At 69.4% G+C, this 23805-nt stretch carries 19 protein-coding genes, 1 tRNA gene and 1 pseudogene; 8 read left to right on the plus strand and 13 right to left on the minus strand.

The window, feature by feature from the left end; translation table 11 throughout:
- Positions 1-689: 689 nt before the first annotated feature.
- On the minus strand, positions 690-1175 hold the full coding sequence (locus tag LR948_RS00360; RefSeq protein WP_232751928.1) for a GNAT family N-acetyltransferase: 486 nt from the start codon (positions 1173-1175) through the stop codon (positions 690-692).
- Positions 1176-1309: 134 nt separating this feature from the next.
- Here LR948_RS00360 and LR948_RS00365 point away from each other — a divergent pair, with 134 nt between their 5' ends.
- Both LR948_RS00365 and LR948_RS00370 read left to right on the plus strand, forming a co-directional pair.
- Positions 1310-1915, plus strand: a complete 606-nt coding sequence (locus LR948_RS00365) for a flavin reductase family protein (RefSeq protein ID WP_232751929.1) — start codon at positions 1310-1312, stop codon at positions 1913-1915.
- Between the two features lie 118 nt (positions 1916-2033).
- Positions 2034-2693 (plus strand): CatB-related O-acetyltransferase, encoded by a 660-nt coding sequence (locus LR948_RS00370; protein WP_232751930.1) that lies wholly within the window; start codon positions 2034-2036, stop codon positions 2691-2693.
- A 268-nt stretch (positions 2694-2961) separates the two neighbouring features.
- Here LR948_RS00370 and LR948_RS00375 read toward each other — a convergent pair whose 3' ends face one another.
- The 8 genes from LR948_RS00375 to LR948_RS00410 all read right to left on the minus strand — a co-directional run bounded on the left by LR948_RS00375 (position 2962) and on the right by LR948_RS00410 (position 13149).
- Positions 2962-4590 (minus strand): SulP family inorganic anion transporter, encoded by a 1629-nt coding sequence (locus tag LR948_RS00375; protein WP_232751931.1) that lies wholly within the window; start codon positions 4588-4590, stop codon positions 2962-2964.
- An 828-nt stretch (positions 4591-5418) separates the two neighbouring features.
- Positions 5419-7662 (minus strand): phosphoenolpyruvate--protein phosphotransferase, encoded by a 2244-nt coding sequence (ptsP, locus tag LR948_RS00380; protein ID WP_232751932.1) that lies wholly within the window; start codon positions 7660-7662, stop codon positions 5419-5421.
- Between the two features lie 117 nt (positions 7663-7779).
- Positions 7780-9036 (minus strand): aspartate kinase, encoded by a 1257-nt coding sequence (locus LR948_RS00385; RefSeq protein ID WP_232751933.1) that lies wholly within the window; start codon positions 9034-9036, stop codon positions 7780-7782.
- Positions 9037-9116: 80 nt separating this feature from the next.
- A complete protein-coding gene (locus LR948_RS00390; protein ID WP_232751934.1) occupies positions 9117-9569 on the minus strand; it encodes an SgcJ/EcaC family oxidoreductase in 453 nt (150 codons plus the stop codon).
- Complete coding sequence (locus LR948_RS00395; protein ID WP_232751935.1) at positions 9569-10216, minus strand: SDR family oxidoreductase; 648 nt, start codon at positions 10214-10216, stop codon at positions 9569-9571. The genes LR948_RS00390 and LR948_RS00395 overlap by 1 nt, the downstream gene beginning before the upstream one ends.
- Positions 10217-10223: 7 nt before the next feature.
- Complete coding sequence (locus LR948_RS00400; protein ID WP_232751936.1) at positions 10224-10664, minus strand: DUF1178 family protein; 441 nt, start codon at positions 10662-10664, stop codon at positions 10224-10226.
- A gap of 75 nt (positions 10665-10739) precedes the next feature.
- On the minus strand, positions 10740-11948 hold the full coding sequence (locus LR948_RS00405; protein WP_232751937.1) for a 3-deoxy-D-manno-octulosonic acid transferase: 1209 nt from the start codon (positions 11946-11948) through the stop codon (positions 10740-10742).
- A 31-nt stretch (positions 11949-11979) separates the two neighbouring features.
- Positions 11980-13149 (minus strand): glycosyltransferase, encoded by a 1170-nt coding sequence (locus LR948_RS00410; RefSeq protein ID WP_232751938.1) that lies wholly within the window; start codon positions 13147-13149, stop codon positions 11980-11982.
- A 164-nt stretch (positions 13150-13313) separates the two neighbouring features.
- On the opposite strand from LR948_RS00410, the gene LR948_RS00415 reads away from it, so the two are divergent.
- Positions 13314-13592, plus strand: coding sequence for a hypothetical protein (locus LR948_RS00415; protein ID WP_232751939.1), 279 nt, complete (start codon positions 13314-13316; stop codon positions 13590-13592).
- 126 nt (positions 13593-13718) lie between these two features.
- Here LR948_RS00415 and LR948_RS00420 read toward each other — a convergent pair.
- From LR948_RS00420 to LR948_RS00430, 3 genes are all read right to left on the minus strand, one after another.
- Positions 13719-13805, minus strand: a tRNA-Leu gene (locus LR948_RS00420).
- 95 nt (positions 13806-13900) lie between these two features.
- Positions 13901-14695 carry a metallophosphoesterase gene (locus LR948_RS00425; RefSeq protein WP_232751940.1) on the minus strand — a complete coding sequence of 265 codons (795 nt, stop codon included), beginning with the start codon at positions 14693-14695 and terminating at the stop codon, positions 13901-13903.
- On the minus strand, positions 14692-15684 hold the full coding sequence (locus LR948_RS00430; RefSeq protein WP_232751941.1) for a diacylglycerol kinase family protein: 993 nt from the start codon (positions 15682-15684) through the stop codon (positions 14692-14694). The genes LR948_RS00425 and LR948_RS00430 overlap by 4 nt, the downstream gene beginning before the upstream one ends.
- Before the next feature lie 116 nt (positions 15685-15800).
- Between LR948_RS00430 and lipB the strand changes: the two are divergent.
- The 5 genes and pseudogenes from lipB to LR948_RS00455 form a co-directional block, all read left to right on the plus strand.
- Positions 15801-16463 (plus strand): annotated as a pseudogene (lipB, locus tag LR948_RS00435) (lipoyl(octanoyl) transferase LipB); the annotation flags it as partial.
- A gap of 845 nt (positions 16464-17308) precedes the next feature.
- Positions 17309-18865: an alpha-amylase family glycosyl hydrolase gene (locus LR948_RS00440; protein ID WP_232751943.1), complete on the plus strand. Its 1557-nt coding sequence runs from the start codon at positions 17309-17311 to the stop codon at positions 18863-18865.
- A gap of 159 nt (positions 18866-19024) precedes the next feature.
- Positions 19025-20698, plus strand: a complete 1674-nt coding sequence (ctaD, locus tag LR948_RS00445; protein WP_232751944.1) for a cytochrome c oxidase subunit I — start codon at positions 19025-19027, stop codon at positions 20696-20698.
- Between the two features lie 1153 nt (positions 20699-21851).
- Positions 21852-22349 carry a DUF2244 domain-containing protein gene (locus LR948_RS00450; RefSeq protein WP_232751945.1) on the plus strand — a complete coding sequence of 166 codons (498 nt, stop codon included), beginning with the start codon at positions 21852-21854 and terminating at the stop codon, positions 22347-22349.
- Positions 22349-23251: a hypothetical protein gene (locus tag LR948_RS00455; protein ID WP_232751946.1), complete on the plus strand. Its 903-nt coding sequence runs from the start codon at positions 22349-22351 to the stop codon at positions 23249-23251. The genes LR948_RS00450 and LR948_RS00455 overlap by 1 nt, the downstream gene beginning before the upstream one ends.
- 3 nt (positions 23252-23254) lie before the next feature.
- Here the strand turns inward: LR948_RS00455 and LR948_RS00460 are convergent, their stop codons facing one another.
- Complete coding sequence (locus LR948_RS00460; protein ID WP_232751947.1) at positions 23255-23716, minus strand: GatB/YqeY domain-containing protein; 462 nt, start codon at positions 23714-23716, stop codon at positions 23255-23257.
- Between the last annotated feature and the right edge of the window lie 89 nt (positions 23717-23805).

The raw sequence follows: 23805 nt of genomic DNA on the forward strand, positions 1-23805 counted from the left end.
GAGGAGGCGCGGGTTGAGGGTGAGGCTCTTTTGGCGGGACGGCATAGGCCGCGCAGACATAGGACCGCTCACGCGCCCCTCCCCGCCGCCGCCCGGCACCACTAGCCCCCAGCCTCGCACCTTTGGGCGCTCCCTCCCCTCCGCACCGCTGGCACCGCCCCCAAAGGGCGCCCCCTCCCCCCTCTCCACAAGCCCCGCCAGAGGGCGCGCACCGGACCGGGGGCCGGCGCTGCTGCCCTCTGAGCGAGGCGCTTTATCCCAGCAAGGTCAGGGCTAGGACTGAGCTAGGCACACCGCCCCAAGGAGCGCCGGCCCATCGGGCCGGTCCGGCGCGCGCCCGGCATCTTCGATGCTGTTCGGGCGCAAGGCGCGATGGGTGGACCCGAGGGCTTTTGTGCAACCGCCTGCGCGGTTCACCTTGCGCAGAAGAGGCGCCTTCGACCCTCTCCACAAGCACCGCCAGAGGGCGCGCGCCGGACCGGGGGGCCGGCGCTGCTGACCTCCAAGCGAGGCGCTTTATCCCGGCAAGGTCAGGACTAGGGGATAGCTATGCGCGCCATCCCAAGGAGCGCCGGCCCATCGGGCCGGTCCGGCGCGCGCCCGGCATCTTCGGTGCTATTCGGGCGCAAGAAGAGCGCTCAAATTTCAGGCTCGGTGCAAGCATTCGAACCGGGGACCAGCCAGCCCCCTCACACCGCCTTCGACACCTCGCCCGCGACCCCGTCCCAGGCGCCGGGCTCGAGCGCCAGGCCGAGCACCCGGTCGGGGTTCGTCGGCGGCGGCATCCGCACCGCGTCGAGACGTTCGAAGCCGAACCGCCCGTAGTAGGGCGCATCGCCCACCAGCAGCACGCGGGGGCAGATCTCCCGGGCCCGCTCGACGGTGTCGCGGATCAGCGCGCCGCCCATGCCCTCGCCCTGGGCGGTGGGATGCACGGCCACGGGGCCCAGAAGCAGCACCTCCGCCCCGCCCACGCGCACCGGCCAGTAACGGATCGCCCCGCCGATCGCGCCGCCGCCCTCCCAGACCGCGACGCGGCAGAGCGTGGCGACCGGCGCCACGTCCTCGCGCAGGCGATAGGAGGACAGCGCCGTCCGCCCGGGCGCGAAGCTCAGGTCGTAGAGCGCCTCGATTTCCCACCAGTCGCCCGGTTCTTCCTCTCGGAGGCTGTACAAGGTCCGCCCCAGCTGCCCGATCTACCGACGCCCCGCCTAGCACGGCCCGCGAGGGGCGGCAAACCTGCCGCGCGGCTTGCCCTCGGCGGCGCGACGCGCTCTATCTGCGGCACGGACGACGCCAAGGAGGTTCCATGTTCTACCGCCCCGAAGACGGCCACGGCCTGCCCCACAATCCCTTCAACGCGGTGGTCACCCCCCGTCCCATCGGCTGGATCTCGACCCGTGCCTCGGACGGTTCGGAGAACCTCGCGCCCTATTCCTTCTTCAACGCGGTCGCCTATGTGCCGCCGCAGGTGATGTTCGCCTCGACCTCGGCCAAGGCAGACCGCGGCGACACCAAGGACAGCGTCGCCAATATCCGCGACACCGGGGTCTTCTGCGTGAACATCGTGGAATATGCCCTGCGCGAGGCGATGAACACGACCTCGGGCCCCTGGGACAAGGAAAAGGACGAGTTCGAGCTCGCGGGCCTCGAGAAGGCCGAATGCGACACCATCGCCTGTTCCCGGGTGGCCGCGGCGCCGGCGAACCTCGAGTGCAAGCTGACGCAGATCCTCGAGCTGCCGGGCGAGGCCAATTTCGCCGTCTTCGGCGAGGTCACCGGCGTGCACCTGCGCGACGACTGCCTGGTCGACGGGATCTTCGACGTCCTGCGCTTCAACCCGCTGAGCCGCATGGGCTACCGCGACTACACCGTGGTGCGCGAGAAATTCTCGCTGAAGCGCCCCGGCGAATAAGGCGGCTCGACGGCGCGCACGAAAGCTGGCACTAAGGGCGGGCACGTAAGGGAGGGAGCGATGGACCAGCACCTTTGATCGAGAACCCGAGTTTTTGTTCCGTCGAAGGAGGCTCTCCATGCCTGCCCGTCTGCCCGACCCGCGCGCCGCGCATCCCATCACCCTGCCCGATGGCACCCTGCACCGGGGCACCGTCTTCCTGAACCAGGTGATCGACCATCCCCGGATGGAGATCGGCGATTACACCTATGCCTCGGATTTCGACCCGCCGCCCGAGGGCGGCTGGGCTTCGCGGCTCGCCCCTTATCTCTTCGATTTCGCCGAGGAGCATCTGCGGATCGGCCGGTTCTGCCAGATCGCCCACGGGGTGCGCTTCGTCGGCGCCTCGGCCAACCACGAGACCCGGGCGCTCTCGAGCTTTCCCTTCCAGGTCTTCGACCCCGAGGCCATGCACGGCTATGCGCCCGACCGCCGGGACACCGAGGTCGGCCATGACGTCTGGCTCGGCTACGGCGCGCTCGTCTGCCCCGGCGCGCGGATCGGCAACGGCGTCTTCGTCGGCGCGGGCGCGGTGGTCCGGGGGGAGGTGCCCGACTACGCGGTGGTGACCGGCAACCCCGCGCGGGTGGTGCGGATGCGCTACTCCGAGGGTGAGGTCGCCACGCTCAACCGCCTGGCCTGGTGGGACTGGCCCGCCGCGCGCATCGCTAAAGCCCTGCCTGCGCTGACCGCGGGCGACGTGGCCGCGCTGGAGCGGGTGGCGGAGGCGAACGGGTGAGGATGAGGGGCGTGGGGCAGAGACCTAGGTTTTTGCCGCGCGCCCCTCACACCCCTCGCACCAGAGGGCGCGCGCCGGACCGGGGGCCGGCGCTGCTGTCCTCTGAGCTGCGTGCTTTATCCCAGCAAGGTCAGGACGAGAGACGATCTAAGCGCGCCACCCATAGGAGCGCCGGCCCATCGGGCCGGGCCGGCGCGCGCCCGGCACCTTCGGTGCCGTTCGGGCGCAAGAAGGCGCGGGCTTTGCCTCCCGCGCCAACCGGAAGCCCTCAGTGCCCCCCGATGATCCCCGTCCGCACGCCGTAATGCGCGGCGATGCCGTAGTCGGGGTCGTCCTCCGCCGGCACGATCAGGTGGCCCGAGCGCTTCAACAGCCAGCGGCAGTCGCGCGAGAGGTGCCGCAGCTCGATCCGCTTGCCCAGGGCCTCGTATTTGCCCGCGACGGCCTCGATGGCCTGCAGCGCGGACTGGTCGGCCACCCGGCTCTCGGCGAAATCGACGATCACAAGGCTGGGGTCCTTCTCGGTGTCGAAGAGCTCGATGAAGCCCTCGGCGGAGCCGAAGAAGAGCGGGCCCTGCACCTGGTAGACCTTGGCGCCCTCGGGGGTGTCGTAGCTCTTGGCGTGGATGCGCCGGGCATTGGTCCAGGCGTATTCGAGCGCCGAGGCGATCACGCCGACGACCACCGCCACCGCGAGGTCCTCGAGCACGGTGACCACGGTCACCAGCAGGATCACGAAGGCGTCCATCTTGGGCACCCGGGTCAGGATCTTCAGCGAGTTCCAGGCGAAGGTGCCGATCACCACCATGAACATCACGCCCACCAGTGCCGCCAGCGGGATGAGCTCGATCAGCGGCGCGGCGAAGAGGATGAAGACCAGCAGGAACAGCGCCGCAGCGACGCCCGCGATGCGGGTCCGGCCGCCGGATTTCACGTTGATCATCGACTGGCCGATCATCGCGCAGCCGCCCATGCCGCCGAAGAAGCCGGTCAGCGTGTTGGCCGCGCCCTGGGCGATGCACTCCTGGCTGGCGCCGCCCTTCTGGCCGGTCATCTCGCCCACGAGGTTCAGGGTCAGGAGGCTCTCGATCAGGCCGATGGCAGCCAGGATCACCGCGTAGGGCAGGATGATCTCGAAGGTCTCGAGGGTCAGCGGCACCGCGGGGATGTGGAAGCTCGGCAGCCCGCCCTGGATCGAGGCCAGGTCACCGACCCGCGGCACATCGATGCCGAAACCGATCACGATGGCCGCGGTGACCGCGATGCCGGCAAGCGGCGCGGGCACCACGCGGCTGATCTTCGGCAGGCCCCAGATGATGCCCATGGTCAGCGCCACGAGCCCCAGCATCGGCACCATCTGCGTCATCGGCAGCCAGGCCCCGCCCGAGGCACCATGGCCCGAGACCTCCGCGGTGCCGGGCACCTGGAACTGCGAGAGCTGCGCGAGGAAGATCACGATGGCGAGCCCGTTCACGAAGCCCAGCATCACCGGATGCGGCACCAGCCGGATGAACTTGCCCCAACCGAGCGCCCCCGCCGTGACCTGGATGATGCCCATCAGGACCACGGTGGCGAAGAGATATTCCACCCCGTGCTGGGCGACGAGCGCCACCATGACCACCGCCAGCGCGCCGGTCGCGCCCGAGATCATGCCCGGCCTGCCGCCGATCAGCGCGGTCACGAGGCCCACGAGGAAGGCCGCGTAGAGGCCCACCAGCGGGTGCACGCCGGCGACGAAGGCGAAGGCAACCGCCTCGGGCACCAGCGCCAGCGCCACGGTCAGACCCGAGAGGATCTCGGTCTTGAGCTGACCGGCAGAGGCCTGCGCGATGGGCTTGTAGTGAAGCTCGGTGGAGGTGAGCGTATCGGCGAAGCGGGCCAGGAGAGCGCGGGTCATCGGAGCCTCGTGCGGTTCGGAACATCTGCAGCGAAAGGCGCGCGTTTAGACCATTTCCGCCGCGCGGGAAACCGCCGAGAGAGGTTTTCCCGCGAATGCCGCCATGCGGTGGGTGCATGGCGGATATAGTTTGGCGTGGGAGGTGGGGGGTGGAGGGGGCGTGAGCGGGAGTATTGGTGCGAGGTGTTGGCGCGGCGGCTTACACAACCTTTCCAGCACCTTACACCTCAAACTTGAAGCGAGCTCAGTGCCGCCACTACGACCCGCTCTGCCCCCGAAATGCACCACTTCCTGACCGCACAAACCCCAACCTCAAAAATCCTTCCTCCCGCTCTATCGAAGTGCCCCCGCATCAAATCGCGCCACCCTCACCACCCCAACAACACGCCCCGCCAGAGGGCGCGCGCCGGACCGGGGGCCGGCGCTGCCGACCTCTGAGCAAGGCACTTTATCCCAGCAAGGTCAGGACTGGCTTTGAACTAAGCACGCCATCCCAAGGAGCGCCGGCCCAAGGGGCCGGTCCGGCGCGCGCCCGGCATCTTCGATGCTGTTCGGGCGCAAGGAGGATCGCCGGGGCCCGCGCGGCGTCTCGACCCGAGGCGCGCCCGGCACCTTCGGTGTCATTCGGGCGCAAGGGGCATCGCAGGGGGCCGCGCGGCGTCTCGAACCGAAGCGCGCCCGGCATCTTCGATGCTATTCGGGCGCAAGGGGGATCGCCGGGTGCAGCGCGGCGTTTCGAACCGAAGCGCGCCCGGCATCTTCGATGCTGTTCCGGCGCAAAAAGGTGCGCGAGGGAACAAATGTCGGGCAGGACAGCCCCGCCCCGCCCTAATCCAACTCCCGCAGGTGCTCCATCACCGCCGGGCGCACGCTCTGCGCGCCGCCGTCGCGGGCATCGTCGATCACGGATTTCAGCGCCTTCAGGTCCACCCGCATCATCAGGTGCTTCACCGGCCCGATGGAAGCCGGGCGCATCGACAGGGTCTCGACCCCGATGGCGGCGAGGCAGAGCGCCTCGATCGGCCGGCCGGCGTCCTCGCCGCAGAAGGACAGCGGCGTGCCGATCTCGCGGCAGCGCGTCACGATGCCCTCGACGAAGGTCAGGAAGGAGGTGTTCAGCGTGTCGTAGCGCCGCCGCACCCGCTCGTTCTCGCGGTCGGCGGCAAAGAAGAACTGCTTGAGATCGTTGCCCCCGATCGAGAGGAAATCCACCTCCTCGAAGAACTTGCGCGGCGCGTAAGCCAGGCTCGGGGTCTCGAGCATGGCGCCGACCTCGATGTGCTCGGGGATCGGATGGCCCAAGCGCCGCTCGCGGGCGATGGCCTTGTCCATCTCGGCCCGACCGGCGCGGAACTCGTCGAACTGCGCGATGAAGGGGAACATCACCGTCAGCGGCCGCCCGTCCGCGGCGCGCAGAAGCGCCTGCAGCTGCATCCGCATCACCCCGGGCCGGTCGAGCCCGACCCGGATCGCCCGCCAGCCCAGCGCCGGGTTCGGCTCGTCGTTGGGCTTCATGTAGGGCAGCACCTTGTCCGAGCCGATGTCGAGGGTGCGGAAGTTCACCCGCTTGCCCTTGGCCGCGTCGAGCACCCGGGCGTAAAGCGCGGCGAGCTCGGTGCGCTTCGGCATCTGGTTGCGGACCAGGAATTGCAGTTCGGTGCGGAAGAGGCCCACGCCCTCGGCGCCCGAGCCCTCGAGGCTCGGCAGATCGGCCATGAGGCCCGCGTTCATGTTCAGATGCACCCGGGTGCCGCAGGCCGCCACGCAGGGCGTGTCGCGGATCGAGGCGTAGCGCTCCAGCGCCTTGGCCTGCATCGCCATCTTGTCGCGGAAGGCGCCGACCACGGTGTCGTCGGGGCGCAGGTGCACCAGCCCCTGGTCGCCGTCGACCATGATGTGATCGCCGTTCAGCGCCTCGGTGGTGACGCCGCCGGCATGGATCACCAGCGGGATCGCCAGGGCCCGGGCGACGATGGCGGCATGGCTGCCGACCGAGCCCTCCTCGAGGACGATGCCCTTGAGCGCGCGGCCGTATTCCAGAAGCTCGCCGGGGCCGATGTTGCGCGCCACCAGGATCGGGTCGGCGGGCATCTCGGCGCCGGTCTCGTTGCCCTGCCCGGTCAGGATGCGCAAAAGCCGGTTCGACAGGTCGTCGAGGTCCTGCAGCCGCTCGCGCAGGTAGGGATCGGGCGCCTGCGCCAGCCGCGCGCGGGCCAGAGACTGCTGCTTCTCCACCGCCGATTCCGCCGAGAGGCCGCGGTCGATGTCCTCTTCCATGCGGCGCATCCAGCCCTTGGAGGCGGCGAACATCCGGTAGGCTTCCAGCACCGCGCGCTGTTCGGGATCGACCGCCGAGGCCAAGAGGTCATCGACCGAGACCTGCAGGGATTGCACCGCCTCCTCGAGCCGGGCGCGTTCCTTGGTGGGATCGTCGGCGACAAGGTTGGTGACCACCACGCGGGGCTCGTGCAGCCAGACATGGCCCTCGGCGGCGCCCTCCTGGCCCATGGTGCCGCGCATCAGCCGCGGCTCGGTGTGCCGGGCGGCCAGCGCCGCGCCCTCGCCCACGAAGGCGCCCAGCTCGGCCATCTCGGCCAGCACCATGGCGACCACCTCGAGGGCATAGACCTCGTCCGAGGTGAACTCCCGCGCGGTGCGGGACTGCACCACGAGCACGCCGAGCTTCTCGCCCAGCCGTTGAATCGGCACGCCGAGGAAGGAGGAATAGATCTCCTCGCCGGTCTCGGGCATGTAGCGGAAGCCGCGCGCGGCGGGCGCATCGGCGGTGTTGACCACCTTGCCGGCCTTGGCGACCCGGCCCACGAGGCCCTCGCCGAGCTTCATCCTCGTTTGGTGGACCGCAGCCTCCTTCAGGCCCTCGGTCGCGCAGAGCTCCAGCGTGACCTCGTCGCGGAAGAGGTAGATCGAGCAGACCTCGGTCCCCATGGAATCGGCGGTCAGATGGGTGATCTTGTCGAGCCGCGCCTGGCCCGCCGCCTCTTCGGCCATGGTATCGCGCAGACGGCGCAGGAGCTTCCGGCTCTCGCTTTCTCCGACCCCGCGATCTGGCATGTCATAAACCCATGAAGAAAAATCCGCCCACCACTCATAGGGCATGCGGCGCGGAAAGGAAAAGGGGACTCCCGCGTAAGGCGAGCGGGTCGCCCCGCCCTGCCCTGTCTTTGGGCGTCAGGCCTCAGCCAGCTCGAAGGCGTCGTGCAGGGCCTGCACGGCAAGCTCCATGTACTTGCGCTCGACCAGCACCGAGATCTTGATCTCGGAGGTACCGATGACCTTGATGTTGATGCCTTCCTGGGCCAGCGTCTCAAACATCTTGGCGGCCACGCCGGCGTGGCTGCGCATGCCGATGCCCACCACCGAGACCTTGGCGACCTCGGTTTCGGTCTCCAGCCGCTCGAAGGTGATCCGGCCTTCGCTGCGCGCCGCCTCCAGCGCCTTCTCGGCGCGGGCGAGCTGGTCGTTCGGGCAGGAGAAGGTCATGTCGGTCACGCCTTCCTTCAGCCCCTGGTAGCCGGTCTCGGAGACGTTCTGCACGATCATGTCGACGTTCACCCCGGCATCGGCCAGCGTGCCGAAGATCGAGGCCGCGATGCCGGGCACATCGGCGATGGTGACCAGCGTGACCTTCGCCTCCTCGCGGGAATAGGCGACACCCGAGACGACCTTGCTTTCCATGATCAATTCCTCCGGACAAACGAGGGTCCCCGCCTCGTCGGACTGTTCCTCGAAGCTCGAGAGCACCCTGAGCTTCACATTGTAGCGCATCGCCAGCTCGACCGAGCGGGTCTGCAGCACCTTGGCGCCGAGCGAGGCCAGCTCCAGCATCTCCTCGAAGGCGATGCGGTCGAGCTTGCGGGCCTTCTCGCAGATCCGCGGATCGGTGGTATAGACCCCGTCGACGTCGGTGTAGATGTCGCAGCGCTCGGCCCCGAAGGCGGCGGCGAAGGCCACCGCGGTGGTGTCCGAGCCGCCCCGGCCCAGCGTGGTGATCCGGCCCTCGGGGCTGACGCCCTGGAAGCCCGCGACCACGGCCACGCGCATGCCCTCGCCGAACTTGGCGGTAATATTGTCGGTCGGGATCTCCTCGATCCGCGCCGCGCCATGCGCCGAGGTGGTCTTGAGCGGCACCTGCCAGCCCTGCCAGGAGCGCGCGGGCACGTCCATCTCCTGCAGCGTCAGCGCCATGAGGCCCGCGGTCACCGCCTCGCCCGAGCTGACCACGGCGTCATATTCGCGCGCGTCGTAGAAGGGCGAGGTCTCGTTGACGTAGCCCACGAGCTTGTTGGTCTCTCCGGCCATGGCCGAGACGATGACGATGACGTCATAGCCCTTGGCGACCTCCACGCCGACGCGCTTGGCGGCGCGGCGGATGCGGTCGGGGGTGGCGACGGAGGTGCCGCCGAACTTCATCACGAGAACGGGCATGGAGGGCTCCCGGTGGTCGATTCGTCCGGCGGTGTAATCGCGGGGGATAAGCCGCGCAAGAGAGCGCGATGGCCTGCGCCTCAACCTGATGTGCGGTAGTCGACAGCCCCGAGCCCGTCGCGGTTCACATGGGTCTCGGCGCCGGGGGCGATGTCGGTGTTTTGGGCGGCCAGGGCGATCCAGCCCTCTTCGCGGCGTTCGAGCACGAAACTGAGGATCGTGGCACGCGGCCCCGCCGGGCTGCCGTCGGGCGCGGTCTGTCCGGTCAGCCGGAAGCGGCACTGCACCAGCGCGTGATCGGGGCCGAGCGCGCGCACCCGGGTCGCCCCGGCGCTGAGCGTGGTCTCGGCGAAGAAGCTTTTCAGCGCGTAGTCATGCGCCCGGGCGATGGCCTCCCGGTCGTGCCACCAAAGGCCCACGACGTTCACGAACTCCGCGTCATGGGCAAACAGCGCGCCGATCTCCGCGCCCTCGCGGCTGGCCCAGGCTTGGGCGAAGGCCTTGGGGAAGTCCTCGGGCGCTTCGGGCAGCATCAGAAAGGATGCAGCCGACCGTCCCAGGTCTCGAACCGGCCGGTGGTGTCGAGGGAGAGCCCGTCGATGCGGTCGGCGAGCCCCCGCGCGCTGTCCTCCACGGAGATCTCGGCGGTCTCGCCGCCCATGTCGGTGCGGACCCATCCGGGGTGGTAGATGCCGACGGCCACGCCTTCCTCCTGCAGGTCGGCGGCGAGGTTCCGCCCGAGGTTCACCGCCGCCGCCTTGCTGGCGCGGTAGATGTAGCTGCCGCCGGGCGCCCGCTCCGACGAGCCCATCTGCGAGGAGATGATCGCCACCCTCCCCGCCTTGGCGCGGCGCAGCGCCGGCAGGAAGGCCTGCACGCTCTGGAAGACGCCGAAGACATTGGTGGCGAAGGCGTCCTCCCACATCTCGCGGGGGTAGCCCTCGGCCAGGTCCTCGCCCTTGTCGGGGTAGATGCCGGCGTTGCAGACCAGGACGTCGAGCTCTTCGCCCTCGAGCCGGGCGGCGACGTCGCGGACCGAGACCGGATCGGTCACGTCGAGGCCGATCTGCCCGCCCGATCCCCTCGCGGTGGCCAGGACCTCGGCGCCTCGGTCGGTGAATTCGGCACAGAGAGCCGATCCGATTCCACGATTTGAACCGGTTACCAGGATGCGCGTCATATGGGCCTCAGTTGCTTTTGCGGCTGGGTGTGAAGGGCAGCGGCGCCACCTGCACCCCGTCCTCGACCAGGCGGCGGGCCTCCTCGGCGCGGGCCTCGCCCCAGATCGGGCGCTGCGGCTTCTCGCCGTCGTGGATCGCGCGGGCCTCGCGCACGAAGTCGCGCCCGACGTAATCGTGGTTCTTCTCCACATGCGCCTTGAGCGCGGCCAGCGCCTTCTCGGCCTGCGACCGCGGCTCGGAAAGCGCGCGCTTGGGCTGCGGCTCGGGCGTGCCGCGCGCCTCGGACTTCGAGAGCGCGGGCGCCATGAGCGCCTTTTCCACCTGTTCGGAGCCGCAGACCGCGCAAACCACATGGCCCTGCGCCGCCAGGGCGTCGAAGGCCTTGGCCGAGGCGAACCAGCTGTCGAAGCTGTGTCCCTCGGCGCATTTCAGGGTGTAGTTGATCATCCTGCTGCCCGTAAGCGTTTATACTGTAATATTTATTGCGGAGGGGCCTTTGATCAAGACGCCCTCCCCGCCGCGTTACCGCGGCAAAACCGCCGTGATCCGCGCCATCAGCCGCTCGAGGTCCTCCTCGGGGCGCAGGGCGCTGCGGGCGGCCTCGCCGGCGCGGGCCTGGTCCTCGGGGTCGGCCAGGGCGGTCAGCGCCTGGGCGAGGTCCTCGGCCTCCTCGACCTCGACGGCGGCGGCCTCGGAGAGGAGCCGCGCGAAGGGCCGGGCGAAATTGGCCACGTCGGGCCCGTGCAGGAGCGCCGCGCCGAACCAGGCGGGCTCGAAGGGCGTGTGGCCGCCCCGGTCGGTCAGCGTGCCGCCGATGAAGACCCGGCCGGCCAGCCGATACCAGCGCGGCATCTCGCCCAGGGTGTCGACCAGGAGCACCTCGGCCGGCGCATCTCCGCGCGAGCGCAGCGCGTAATCAAGCCCCGCCGCGCGCAGAAGCGCCGCCACCTCGCCCGCCCGATGCGGGTGGCGCAGCGCCAGGATCAACCGCAGCCCCGGCTCGGATTTCCGCGCCTCGAGGTGGGCGGCGATCACGGCCTCCTCCTCGCCCTTGTGGGTCGAGGCGGCAAGCCAGGTCCGCCCGCGTGGATAGGCCGCCTCGAGCGCGGGATCGGGCGGGCCCTCGGCGGGCGGGTCGTAGAGCGCCTTCAGCTCGGTCACCGGGCCCGCCGCCGCCTCGGGCAGGCCCAGCGACAGGAAGCGGTCGCGCGAGGCGCGGTCCTGCGCCGAGAGAAAGGCGATGCGCCCGAGGAGCCGCGCGGCGAGCTTCGGCAGCCGCGCCCAGTTCTCGGCGGTCTTGGCGCTCATCCGCCCGCCCAGCACGAGGACCGGTCCGGGGGTCAGCAGGACGCGGTTCGGCCAGAGCTCGGATTCGAGCGCCAGATGCGCCACCACGCCCCAGCCCTTCAGGAAGGCGCGGGTGGTGCTGACCAGGTCCACCGGCGCCAGCCGCGCCTCGAGCCCCATCTCGCGCGCCAGCGCCACGCCGCTGTCGGAATTGCAGGTCACCACCAGCCCCAGGTCGGGCCGCGCCTGCCCCAGCGCGCGGATCACCGGGCGGACCGAGGAAAGCTCTCCGTTCGAGGCCGCGTGCAGCCAGATCCGCCGCGCCCCGTCGCGCGGACCGCCGCGCCCGAGCCGCGCCGCCAGCGCCGCGCGCCCCTGGCGCAGCGCCGCGCGGGTCAGCACGACCGCCGCGAAAAGCGTGATGAGAATCCGGTAGATCAGCATGGAGCCGCGCCTTCTGTCGCTCCCTCGGTGCTTAGCCCGGGGTGCGGGGCGCTGTGAAGCCCGGCCCCGCCGCAAGCGTGTCGCGGATCGTCGTCTCGAGCTTGGCCAGAAGCCGGTCGTTGTCGAAGCGCGCCTCGGCCACGGCGCGGGCCCTTGCCGCCATTTCCGCCCGGTCGGGCGCGGTGAAGGCGCGGGCCATGGCGCGGGTGAAGCCCTCGGCGTCGTGTTCCTCGACCAGGAAGCCGGTCTCGCCCTCGTCGATCGCCTCGGGGATGCCGGCGTGGCGGGTCGAGACGGTGATGCAGCCCGCCGCCATGGCCTCCTGGATGGCGGTGGGCAGCCCTTCGGTATTGCCGTCGGCGGCGGTCACGGAATGCTGCAGGAAGAACTCGGTCTCCGAGAGTTTCTGACGGACAAACTCATGCGGTTGCGCGCCGTGGAAGGTGACCTGGCCGCTCACGCCGAGCCGCGCGGCCTCGTCCCGGGCGGCCTGGTAGAGCGGCCCGTCGCCGACGAAATCGAGCCGCGCCTCGGGCAGATCGCGCGTCGCCTCGGCGAAGCTCTGCAGGGTGGTGAGCGGCGCCTTCTTCTCGACGAAACGCCCGACCGCCAGGCAGGAGAGCGGCCGCACCTCGCCCGGCGTGAAGCGCCGCACGTCGACGCCCGAGGGGATCACATGGGCGTTGGGGTGCCTCACCCCATGGGCCGCAAGGTTGTCGAGCAGGAACTGGCTGACCGAGATCACCCCCGCAAGCCGCGGCATCATCAGCCGGTAGGCCGCCTGCATCCGCGCGGGCCTGAGCGCCTTCGAAGCATCGGTGCCCCGAAAATAGGAAAAGATCGGCAGGCCCATCTCGTTGGCCAGGGGCGCCAGCGCCAGTGCCTGGGTGCCGAACTCGGCCAGGATCACCTCGACCTTCTGGTCGCGCAGGAACTGCGCCAGCGCGCGCTTCTGCGCCCCGAAGGGCAGCCGCGTGGTCTTGTGGCGCAGCCGGTTCCAGCCGGTCCAGAAGGGCATCTGCGCGAGGTCGCCCGCCGCCATCCGCGCGCGGCGCTCGAAGACCGGCTTGTCGTAGGGGTTGGCGCCGTCCCAGCGCCCGGCGATCACGCAGGTGTCGCCGCCGAAGAGATGGGCGATATGGCGGTTGATGAAGGTCTCGCCGGGGACATGGTAGTCGCTGGTGCCGATCGCTGCGCGCATGGGGTCTCCTTGGGGGCCTGCGCCCTGCCGATCCTCTGCGCCTAGCAACAGCGCCACAGCACGGCAAGCCTTGCGTCGAATCGCCGTCCCAGGCGGCGGAAGTCTTTGCGATTCGGGCCGTCTTGCGATAATGCAAAAGCGATATACCGGAAATGGAGCAGGCCATGACCGACGAGGAAGAGCAGATCCGCGCGCTGGTCCGTGACTGGTACCTGGATCTGTCCGATTTCGCCTTCGACGACATGGGCCGCCTGCCCGACCGGACGGAATATGCCGCCTTCGAGCTTTGGGCCTTTCTGGAGAACCGCGAAGACCTGCTGGGCCTCTGCGAGACCCGGTTCGGGCGCGAGGCGCTCGTGGGCTGGTTTCTCGACGAGGTGCACCGGCAGGCCGCGGCCAATACCGACGCGGCGCTGCCTTCGGCGCGCCGCGCGCAGGGCTGATCCCTAGGGGGCTAGAGAGCCCGCGAACGGAGGCGCCAGCGCCCCGCAACACTTGCCCGAAACGCAGAACGGCCCGCCGTCTCCGGGGGGCCGCATCGCGGGTGTCAGTTTTCTTCGGAGAGAAAATGGTGCGGTCGAGAAGACTCGAACTTCCACGGGTTTTACCCCACAGCGACCTCAACGCTGCGCGTCTACCAATTCCGCCACGACCGCACTGTCTGTGACTTGGTAGCGGGGCGTATAGACGAGCGATTCCAGCTTGTGAAGGGGGGCCCGCGCGATTTTTTCGCCCGGGCGAAATCCGCGGCTCAGAGGCTTTGCCAGAGGCCGTTTTCCTTGCGGAATCGATGCGCCGAAAGCCGGGTGAAGCCGGTCTCCCGCGCGCCCGCGCCGTAGCGGTCGAGCGCGAGACCTTCGGCGTCGATGTCCATGACGTTGAAATCATTGGGCTCGCCCCGCCCCCGGGTCGACAGCCCGGTGCCGACCTGCAGAATCAAGAGCCCCGCGCTTTGCCGCGCGGGCCGCGCGCGCCAGACGTGCAGGTGCCCGCAGAGCACCACGTCGGCGCCCATCTCCGAGAGCCGGTGCAGCCCGCGCCGCGCGCCCTTCATCGGGCGCTTGCGGTCGCCTTCCAGCTGCTCGGGCGGATGGTGCATCATCACCAGCCCCGTGCGCCCCGTCTCGCGCGCCTCGGAGAGCGCGCCGCGGATCCGCGACAACCCGCGCCCGGCGAGCCGCCCGCGCTGCCAAGCCTTGGGGTCGGCGGTGTTCAGCCCCGCCACCACGCAGTCGGCCCCGCGCCATTCCGGTTCGGTCTGCCGCGAGAGATAGCGCCGCCAGCGGCTCCAGGGCCGGGCGAAGCGCAAAAGCGGATTGTCGAGCGGCGTGTCGTGATTGCCGGGCACCGCGATCCAGGGCATCGGCAGGAGGTCGAGAAAGCGCCGCGCGGCGCGAAACTGGCCGGGGCGCGCGCGCTGGGTCAGATCGCCCGAGACGCAGACGAGGTCCGGCCCGGCGCGGTCGATGGCCTCGAGGAGCGGGCGCAGAAGCTCGGGCCGGTCGCGCCCGAAGTGCAGGTCGGAGATATGCACGAGCCGGGTCACGCCGCGGCGCTCCCGCTGCCGCCTCCCCCGGGGGCCGGATCGCTGGCCTGCCCTGCGCTGTCGCCGGTGGCCTCGGCGGGATCGGGGGCCACCACGCGCAGCGCGTCGGGGCGCATGGTGAAGCGGAAGGGCCCGGTGATCCGCCGCCGCTCACCGTCCATGGCGACCGAGCGTGCGCTGCTGCCGGTGGAAATCTCGATGTCGGTGCCGGTGAAAAGCTCGAAGTCGCGATTCAGCACCATGCCCTTGGAGGCCAGCCGGAGCGCCCGCATGAGCAGCTGCCAGCGGGTGCTCTCGGGCGCGAGATAGAGCGCGAAGGCGCCGTCCCGCACCGCCTCGGCGCCTTCGAGCCCGTAGTGCTCGAGCTGGAAGGCCGAGCGGCCGATAAAGGCCAGGGGCGTGCGCCGGCGCACCTCCTTGCCGCCGATCGAGACCCGCATGCGCAGGGGGCGGCGGAAGGTCAGGAAGGTGACGAGCACCGACCAATGCGCCGCCAGCCGCGAGCGGCCCCAGCGGCGGTAGGTGCCCTCGCGCTCCTTCAGGACCTGCGGGTAGACCCCGAGCGAGGCGTTGTTCACGAAGAGATGCCCGTTGAGATCACCCAGCGGAAAGGGCCGCGTTGTGCCCCGGGCCAGAAGCGCCACGGCCTCTTCGAGGTCCTCGGGGATGCCGAGCCCGCGGGCGACGAAGTTGAAGGTGCCCTGGGGGATGATGCCGAGGTGGTGGTCGGAGCCCGCCAGCTCCTGCGCGACGCCCGAGATCGTGCCATCGCCGCCCGCGGCCACCACGGTGCCGAAGCCCTCGCGCATGGCGCGGCGGCACTCGGGGATCAGCTCGCTGCCCTTGTCGAAGGCAAACAGCGCGAAGAGGTCGCCATGCGGGGCGAAGGCCTTTTTGAGGCGGGCCTCGACGTCGCCCTTGTCCTCGGCGCCCGAGGCCCGGTTCAGAAGCACCGCGATGCGGTGGGTGTTGCTGTGGGTCCCGGTCATCGGCGCGGCCTTCCTGTCATCCTCGCCTCAACCGGGCCGGGGCCGCCCGGGTTCCACCCGCCGCCGCTTGGCGCTAAGGGAGGCAGCAGGGGCGACGGGCCCGGCACGAGGAAGGGGCGCGAGACATGGTCGAATGGCGCATCAGCGAGGGGCTGACCGGCTACGAGGAGGCCGTGGCCTTCATGGAGGCCCGCGCCGAGGCGATCGCCGCGGGCACAGCCGAAGAGCTGGTCTGGCTGGTCGAACATCCGCCGCTCTACACCGCCGGGACCTCGGCGCGGATCGAGGACCTGCGCGAGCCCGAGCGGTTTCCGGTGCACGCCAGCAAGCGCGGCGGGCAATATACCTACCACGGGCCGGGGCAGCGGGTCGCCTATGTGATGCTCGACGTCGGGCGCCGGGGTCGCGACGTGCGCCGCTTCGTGGCCGAGCTCGAGGCCTGGGTGATCGGCGCTTTGGGCGAGTTTGGGCTGACCGGCCATATCCGCGAGGGCCGCGTCGGGGTCTGGATCGAACGCCCCGAGAAGCCGCGGCTCGCGGACGGGCGCCTCGCCGAGGACAAGATCGCCGCGATCGGCATCCGCCTGCGCCGCTGGGTCAGCTTCCACGGCCTGTCGATCAACGTGGAGCCGGAGCTGGAGCACTTCGAGGGCATCGTGCCCTGCGGGATCACGGACTACGGGGTGACGAGCCTGGTGGATCTCGGCCTGCCGGTGAGCATGGCGGATGTGGACGTGGCGCTTCGGAAGAGTTTCGAGGAGGTGTTCGGGGAGGTTTGAGCGGGGGGTTGGCTGGAGGGGCTGGTTGCGGTCGGGTTCTGCTGAGAAGGTCGACGCCCCGCTGTTACAAACCTCGGACAATTGCCCCAGCCTGATCGCCTGTTCCGATCCATCCGGCGCACGCACCTCGTCGCGAAATCAATCCGTCCCTGCCCGGCCCGTCTTCCGCCCAGACCTCACTGAAAGTGCAAGGCACCAGCAAGCCCAGTCTGGGCTTCCTCCCACCGCAAGACACCCCGCGCCTCTTGCGCCCGAACAGCACCGCAGGTGTCGCGTTTGGGCCAAAGCGCTCTCTTGCGCCCGAATAGCACCGAAGGTGCCGGGCGCGCGCCGGACCGGCCCCTTGGGCCGGCGCTCCTTGGGGTGGCGTGCTTAGCTCTCAGTGAACAATGACCTTGTTAGTATAAAGTGCTGAGCTCAGAGGTCAGCAGCGCCGGCCCCCGGTCCGGCGCGCGCCCTCTGCTGTGAGGGGTGGCAGGCGGGGCCGGTTGCGGGGGCTGCGGTTCAGTTCCGCAGGCTCGCTTGAGTTGGACATGCAGAAAGAGTCTGCACTTGTCTCGGGCACGCCAATGGAACTGCGGCCCCCTGAATGGAACTGCGGACCCCTGCGCGGAATGCCTGTTCGTCGCCATTTCTTCAGCGAAATGGAGCGACAGAGCTTGCCCGGCCTCGCTGCCCTCACCCCCACCCCCCACCCAAAAAACCGCCCGCAAACCCAGCGCCCTCCCCTTCCACCACCAAAAATCCGCCCTCTCCCCCGGATCCCCGCTTGATCTTCCGTCACATCTCGCCAGTTTCGCGGCCAATCACAGTGCGACCCCAAGACCGACCAGAGGACAGGCATCATGCGTGAATGGTGGAAAGACGGCGTCATCTACCAGATCTACCCCCGCTCCTTCCAGGACACGACCGGCACCGGCGTGGGCGATCTCAAGGGCATCGAATCCCGGCTCGACTACCTCGAAAGGCTCGGGATCGACGCGATCTGGATCTCGCCGATCTTCCCCTCGCCGATGAAGGACGCGGGCTATGACGTCTCGGATTACACCGGGATCGACCCGACCTTCGGCACGCTCGAGGACTTTGAGAGCCTGACCGCCGCCGCCCACGCCCGCGGCATGAAGGTGCTTCTCGATTTCGTGCCGAGCCACACCTCGGACCAGCACCCCTGGTTCCAGGAGGCCCGCGCCTCCAAGGACAGCCCCAAGCGCGACTGGTACGTCTGGCGCGACCCGGGCCCGGACGGCGGCCCGCCGACCAACTGGATCAGCGAGTTCGCCGGCCCCGCCTGGACGCTCGACGAGGCCACGGGCCAGTATTACCTGCATATCTTCCTGACCGAGCAGCCCTCGCTCAACTGGCGCAACCCCGAGCTGCGGGCGGCCATGTACGACGTGATGCGCGTCTGGTTCGACCGCGGCGTCGACGGCTTCCGGGTCGACGCGGTCGAGAACATGGCCCCCGACCCCGAGGCGGGCGACAACCCGCCCAACCCCGAGTGGGTCGAGAGCATGGGCCCCGCGCGCTCGCATCTCGGCACCAACACCAAGCACCTGCCGGTGATCTTCGAGATCGCCCGCGAGATGCGCGCCGTGGCCGAGGAATACGACCCGCCGCGGCTTCTCGTGGGCGAGGCCTACGGCGAGATCCCACAGGTGATGAAATACTACGGAGATGCGCTCGACGCCTTCCAGCAGCCCTTCAACTTCCTCCTGATCGAGGCGCCCTGGGAGGCCGAGACCCTCGCGGGACTGATCGCCGATTACGAGGCCGCCCTGCCCGAGGGCGCCTGGCCGAACTGGGTGCTTGGCAACCATGACCGGGCCCGGATCGCCAGCCGCGTCGGCCCCGCCCAGGCCCGCAACGCCATGCTGATGCTGCTGACCCTGCGCGGCACGCCGACGATCTACCAGGGCGACGAGCTGGGCATGGAGAACGTCGCGATCCCGCCCGATCGCGTCCAGGATCCCTGGGAGAAAAACGTGCCCGGCCAGGGACTTGGCCGCGACCCGGTGCGCACGCCCATCGCCTGGGAAGAGGCCCCCTTCGGCGGCTTCTCGACGGTCGAACCCTGGCTGCCGATGGACCTCGGCGCGGCCCGCATCGTCGCCCGCCAGGAGGAGGACGAAGCCAGCATGCTGGCCTTCACCCGGGCGCTCCTGGCGCTCCGCAAGGAGACCCCGGCGCTGACCCGCGGCAGCCTCGAGGAGGTCCGGGCCGAGGGCGCGGTCCTGCGCTACACCCGGCGGCTCGGCGAGACGCGCCTCGAGGTGGCGCTCAACACCGGCACGACCCCGGCCGAGATCGACTTGGCGGGGGCGCTTCTGGTCTCCACCCATCCCGGCGCCGAGGCCGGCGGCCCGCTCCGGCCCGGCGAGGGACGCGTCACGCGGGCGGGCTGAAGGGCCCCCCGCCGGACAAAGGCGCGGCAAACGTGCGACAAATTTATCCCCGCTGCGACGAAAGCGGTCATTGCCGCCCGGCAGCGATTTGCCTAAAACGACCCGCGATTAAGGGGGCGCGCCGCGCGCCCCCCATTCCGTCACGCTGAGGAGGCTTATATGGCAGACGCCGCCATTCACGGCCATGAACACGAAGACAACCGGGGCTTCTTCACCCGGTGGTTCATGTCCACCAACCACAAGGACATCGGGATCCTCTATCTCGTGACCGCCGCGCTGGCGGGCTTCATTTCCGTCGCCTTCACCGTCTACATGCGGATGGAGCTCATGGAGCCCGGCGTGCAGTACATGTGCATGGAAGGCGCCCGCCTCCTGCCTGCCGCCGCGGGCGAATGCACGCCCAACGGCCACCTCTGGAACGTGATGATCACCGGCCACGGCATCCTGATGATGTTCTTCGTGGTGATCCCGGCGCTCTTCGGCGGCTTCGGCAACTACTTCATGCCGCTGCAGATCGGCGCGCCGGACATGGCGTTTCCGCGTCTGAACAACCTCAGCTACTGGCTCTACGTGGCCGGCACCACGCTGGCGGTCTGCTCGGTCTTCTCGCCGGGCGGCAACGGCCAGCTGGGCTCGGGCGTTGGCTGGGTGCTCTACCCGCCGCTCTCGGTGCGGGAAGGCGGCCTGTCGATGGACCTGGCGATCTTCGCCGTGCACGTCTCGGGGGCCTCCTCGATCCTCGGCGCGATCAACGTGATCACCACCTTCCTGAACATGCGCGCGCCGGGCATGAGCCTCTTCAAGGTGCCGCTCTTCGCCTGGTCGGTCTTCGTCACCGCCTGGCTGATCCTGCTGGCGCTGCCGGTCCTGGCCGGTGCAATCACCATGCTGCTGACCGACCGCAACTTCGGGACCACCTTCTTCGATCCCGCGGGCGGCGGCGACCCGGTGCTCTACCAGCACATCCTGTGGTTCTTCGGCCACCCGGAAGTCTACATCGTGGTCTTGCCCGGCTTCGGCATCATCAGCCACGTGATCGCGACCTTCTCGCGCAAGCCGATCTTCGGCTACCTGCCGATGGTCTGGGCGATCATCGCGATCGGCGCGCTCGGCTTCGTGGTCTGGGCCCACCACATGTACACCGTGGGCATGTCGCTGACCCAGCAGAGCTACTTCATGCTGGCGACCATGGTCATCGCGGTGCCGACGGGGGTGAAGATCTTCTCCTGGATCGCGACGATGTGGGGCGGCTCGATCGAGTTCAAGACGCCGATGCTCTGGGCCTTCGGCTTCCTGTTCCTCTTCACGCTCGGTGGCGTCACCGGCATTGTGCTGAGCCAGGCCGCCGTCGACCGTGCCTATCACGACACCTACTACGTGGTCGCGCACTTCCACTACGTGATGTCGCTGGGCGCCGTCTTCGCCATCTTCGCGGGGATCTACTTCTACTTCCCCAAGATGACCGGCAAGATGTACCCCGAGTGGGCCGGCAAGCTGCACTTCTGGACCTTCTTCATCGGTGCCAACATCACCTTCTTCCCGCAGCACTTCCTGGGCCGCCAGGGGATGCCCCGCCGCTACATCGACTATCCCGAGGCCTATGCCCTCTGGAACTACGTCTCGAGCTGGGGTGCCTTCCTCTCCTTCGCGTCCTTCCTGTTCTTCTTCGGCGTGATCTTCTACGCGCTGTTCAAGGGCAAGGAAGCCAAGGAGGCGAACCCCTGGAACGAATACGCGGACACGCTCGAGTGGACCCTGCCCTCGCCGCCGCCGGAGCACACCTTCGAGCAGCTGCCGAAGCAGGAGGACTGGGACAAGGGCCACGCCCACTGATCCTTCCTTCGGGTTGAGTTTGAGAATGAGGGGCTCCGCTGCGGCGGGGCCCCTTTTGTTTGGGGGGGGTGTGGGGGTCCGGTTTGGGTTTGGAGGGTGTTTCTGAACAGAGCGCGCGCATGGGCTCGGGTGGTCACGTGTGATCAGGAGACAGACGCTGAAGGCGGGCGAGTTCCAGAGCCTTCCGATGGAAGTTGGCCTTCCCTCCTCCCGACCAGCGATGAACGAAGTCTTGAGACGCAACGCCTCGAAACGCGGTCCCGGGACCAACAGACGGTCTCTCTCAAACTCACCAAAGGCCGCACCCGCCCCCCTCCCACCCCGCCCGAACAGAGGGCGCGCGCCGGACCGGGGGCCGGCGCTGCCGACCTCCGAGCGAGGCGCTTTATCCCAACAAGCTCAGGGCTAGCGATGAACGAAGCGCGCCACCCACAAGGGCGCCGGCCCATCGGGCCCGTCCGGCGCGCGCCCGGCATCTTCGATGCTGTTCGGGCGCAAGAAGGCGCAGATGGTCGGCGTTGTGCTGGGAGCCCAAGTGTTCCAGAGAAAGCAGGGTGACGTCGCAGCTGCCCACGTCCTATCCAGGATGGAACAAGAGCCTGAGACGCAGCGCTTCGAAGCGCGGGCCCGGCACGAACCTACGGCGCCACGTGCATTCATCAATGACCGCACCCGCCCCCCTCTCAACCCGCCCGAACAGAGGGCGCGCGCCGGACCGGGGGCCGGCGCTGCCGACCTCCGAGCGAGGCGCTTTATCCCAACAAGGTCAGGGCTAGAGGCGAACGAAGCGCACCACCCCAAGGAGCGCCGGCCCATCGGGCCGGTCCGGCGCGCGCCCGGCACCTTCGGTGCTATTCGGGCGCAAGAAGGCGCAGATGATCGGCGTTGTGCGGAGTGTCAGTGGATTTGAGAGAATGTGTGGTGAGGTCTAACCCGCCCGCCCTCTCAACCAGTCCGAACAGAAGGCTCGCACCGAACCTCCTGAACAGCATGTTTTGCAGTTTCTGGAAAACTGCGAGACGCCGCGGGCAGCACCAGCGACCCTGCGCACCACCCGAGGCGCCCCACCAGACCACGCCCCACCGCAATCCATCCCCCCATCCCGCGACAAATCACCGTTCGACACCCACGCGCGGGGTGCTAAAACCCGGCCATGCCCTACCGCTGGACCCATGACGACGCCTTGGCCCCGACCGGAGAGCTCACGCTCTGGCCGCATAACTCGCTGCCGCCCAAGGGCTTCGCGGCCTTCGTCCTCGCGACCTTCACCATGGCCACCCTGCCGCTCTACGGGCTCCTCGGCACGGCGCTTCTCTGGGGGCTCCTGCCCTTCTTGCTCCTGGCCACGGCGGGGCTCTACTACGCGCTGAGCCGCAACGCGGCGGACCGGCGGATCCTGGAGATCCTGAAGATCACGCCAGAAGAGCTGCAACTCGTGCGCTACGATCCCAAGGGCGACGCGCGCGACTGGGCCTGCAATCCCTATTGGGCGCGGGTGGCGCTGCATCAGACCGGTGGGCCGGTGCCGAACTACGTCACCCTGACCGGCGGCGGCCGCGAGGTGGAGATCGGCGCCTTCCTCTCGGAGGACGAACGCAAGGCGCTTTTTGCAGAGCTGAGCGAGCGGCTCGGCCGGATCGGGCTCGCCTGATGGCCCAGGTGCCCGCGACCCCCAAGACCATGCGCTGGCAGCGGCTGACCGCGGCGCGGCTTTTCGGGCCGAAGGCGGTGGCGCGGTCGGGCGGGCTGCAGGCCTCGGAACGCGCGGCGCTGGCGCTGCGCGCGGCCCGCGACGGCACGCCCCGGCGCCCGGCGCAGAAGGTGATCTTCCTCATCCCGCTGGTCGCGCCCGCCCAGGTCGGCGACTGGGCGGCGGTGACCGCGCGGCTCGCGGGCACGATGCAAAGCTTCCGCGCCCAGGACAACCCGAACTGGGAGGCGGTGATCTGCTGCCAGGTGGCCCCGCCCCTGCCCGAGGACGCCCGCATCCGCCACCTGCCCTTCGACGACCCCACACCCGGGAACGACAAGTGGCGCAAGCTCGCGGCGCTGGCCCGCGACCTCGGCCAAAACGCCGGTGCCCCGGCCTTCGCCATGAGCTTCGACGCCGACGACCTTCTGCGCCAGGGCACGGTCGCGCGGATGCTCGAGGGCCAGGGGCCGGGCTGGCTGGTCGAGACGGGCTTTGTCCGCGATGTCGCCACGGGCGAGGTCGCGGTGGCCCGCCCGGCGAGCCTCGCGGCCCCGCGCCAGCGCGCCTTCTGGAAGCTCTGCGGCTCCTGCGCGGCGCTGCATCACGACCCCGAACTGCCACAAAGCGCGGAATTCCTCGGGGCGATGTGGCAGCACGAACACCGGATGTTCCCCTATCTCGCGCGGCTCGCGGGGCTGCCGCTCCGCGCGCTGCCGGCACCGGCGGTGCTCTATGAGTTGAACCACGGGGAAAACTTCGGGGCCCGGCGCGGGCGGGTCTCCTTCAAGACCCGCTTCGTGGCGAAATACGCCACCCGCGCGGCGGCCCATCGGCGCGCCGTCGCGGAGGAGTTCGGCTGAGCCTCAGCCCGCCAGCCGGTCCTTGACCCGGGCGCCCACGGCGCCGAAGTCCATCTGGCCCGAGTAGCGCTGCTTCAGCTCGCCCATGACCCGGCCCATGTCGCGGATCGAGGAGGCGCCGGTGTCGCGCACCACCTTGTCGATGGCGGCATCGACCTCGGTCTCGTTGAGCCGGCGCGGCAGATATTCCTCGATCACCGCGATCTCGGCCTCTTCGCGGGCGGCGAGGTCGAGCCTCCCGCCCTCTTCGTAGGTCTTCACGCTCTCGCGGCGCTGCTTGACCATCTTCGAGAGGATCGACAGCACCTCCTCGTCGCCGACGCCGTCCTCGCGGCCCTCGCCACGGGCGGCGATGTCGCGGTCCTTGATCGCGGCGTTGATCAGGCGCAGCGTGGAAAGACGGGCGGCATCCTTGTCTCTCATCGCCTGTTTCATCGCGGCGGTGATGCGTGTGCGCAGGTCCATCGGGTGAGCTGTCCTTCGAAGTTATGCCAAAGGCTGAACCTACTGATTTCCCGCTCCGCGCGCAACATCGCGGGCCGCAATGCCAAACC

The organism is Roseivivax sp. GX 12232 (genome assembly GCF_021272185.1).
Taxonomy (GTDB): domain Bacteria; phylum Pseudomonadota; class Alphaproteobacteria; order Rhodobacterales; family Rhodobacteraceae; genus Roseivivax.

What these genes read in the sequence shown, in the direction of transcription:
- LR948_RS00365 (WP_232751929.1), top strand. Translation starts at nt 1,310, where the DNA reads ATGTTCTACCGCCCCGAAGACGGCCACGGCCTGCCCCACAATCCCTTC.
- LR948_RS00370 (WP_232751930.1), top strand. Translation starts at nt 2,034, where the DNA reads ATGCCTGCCCGTCTGCCCGACCCGCGCGCCGCGCATCCCATCACCCTG.
- LR948_RS00375 (WP_232751931.1), bottom strand. Translation starts at nt 4,590, where the DNA reads ATGACCCGCGCTCTCCTGGCCCGCTTCGCCGATACGCTCACCTCCACC.
- ptsP (WP_232751932.1), bottom strand. Translation starts at nt 7,662, where the DNA reads ATGCCAGATCGCGGGGTCGGAGAAAGCGAGAGCCGGAAGCTCCTGCGC.
- LR948_RS00385 (WP_232751933.1), bottom strand. Translation starts at nt 9,036, where the DNA reads ATGCCCGTTCTCGTGATGAAGTTCGGCGGCACCTCCGTCGCCACCCCC.
- LR948_RS00390 (WP_232751934.1), bottom strand. Translation starts at nt 9,569, where the DNA reads ATGCTGCCCGAAGCGCCCGAGGACTTCCCCAAGGCCTTCGCCCAAGCC.
- LR948_RS00395 (WP_232751935.1), bottom strand. Translation starts at nt 10,216, where the DNA reads ATGACGCGCATCCTGGTAACCGGTTCAAATCGTGGAATCGGATCGGCT.
- LR948_RS00400 (WP_232751936.1), bottom strand. Translation starts at nt 10,664, where the DNA reads ATGATCAACTACACCCTGAAATGCGCCGAGGGACACAGCTTCGACAGC.
- LR948_RS00405 (WP_232751937.1), bottom strand. Translation starts at nt 11,948, where the DNA reads ATGCTGATCTACCGGATTCTCATCACGCTTTTCGCGGCGGTCGTGCTG.
- LR948_RS00410 (WP_232751938.1), bottom strand. Translation starts at nt 13,149, where the DNA reads ATGCGCGCAGCGATCGGCACCAGCGACTACCATGTCCCCGGCGAGACC.
- LR948_RS00415 (WP_232751939.1), top strand. Translation starts at nt 13,314, where the DNA reads ATGACCGACGAGGAAGAGCAGATCCGCGCGCTGGTCCGTGACTGGTAC.
- LR948_RS00430 (WP_232751941.1), bottom strand. Translation starts at nt 15,684, where the DNA reads ATGACCGGGACCCACAGCAACACCCACCGCATCGCGGTGCTTCTGAAC.
- LR948_RS00440 (WP_232751943.1), top strand. Translation starts at nt 17,309, where the DNA reads ATGCGTGAATGGTGGAAAGACGGCGTCATCTACCAGATCTACCCCCGC.
- ctaD (WP_232751944.1), top strand. Translation starts at nt 19,025, where the DNA reads ATGGCAGACGCCGCCATTCACGGCCATGAACACGAAGACAACCGGGGC.
- LR948_RS00450 (WP_232751945.1), top strand. Translation starts at nt 21,852, where the DNA reads ATGCCCTACCGCTGGACCCATGACGACGCCTTGGCCCCGACCGGAGAG.
- LR948_RS00455 (WP_232751946.1), top strand. Translation starts at nt 22,349, where the DNA reads ATGGCCCAGGTGCCCGCGACCCCCAAGACCATGCGCTGGCAGCGGCTG.
- LR948_RS00460 (WP_232751947.1), bottom strand. Translation starts at nt 23,716, where the DNA reads ATGGACCTGCGCACACGCATCACCGCCGCGATGAAACAGGCGATGAGA.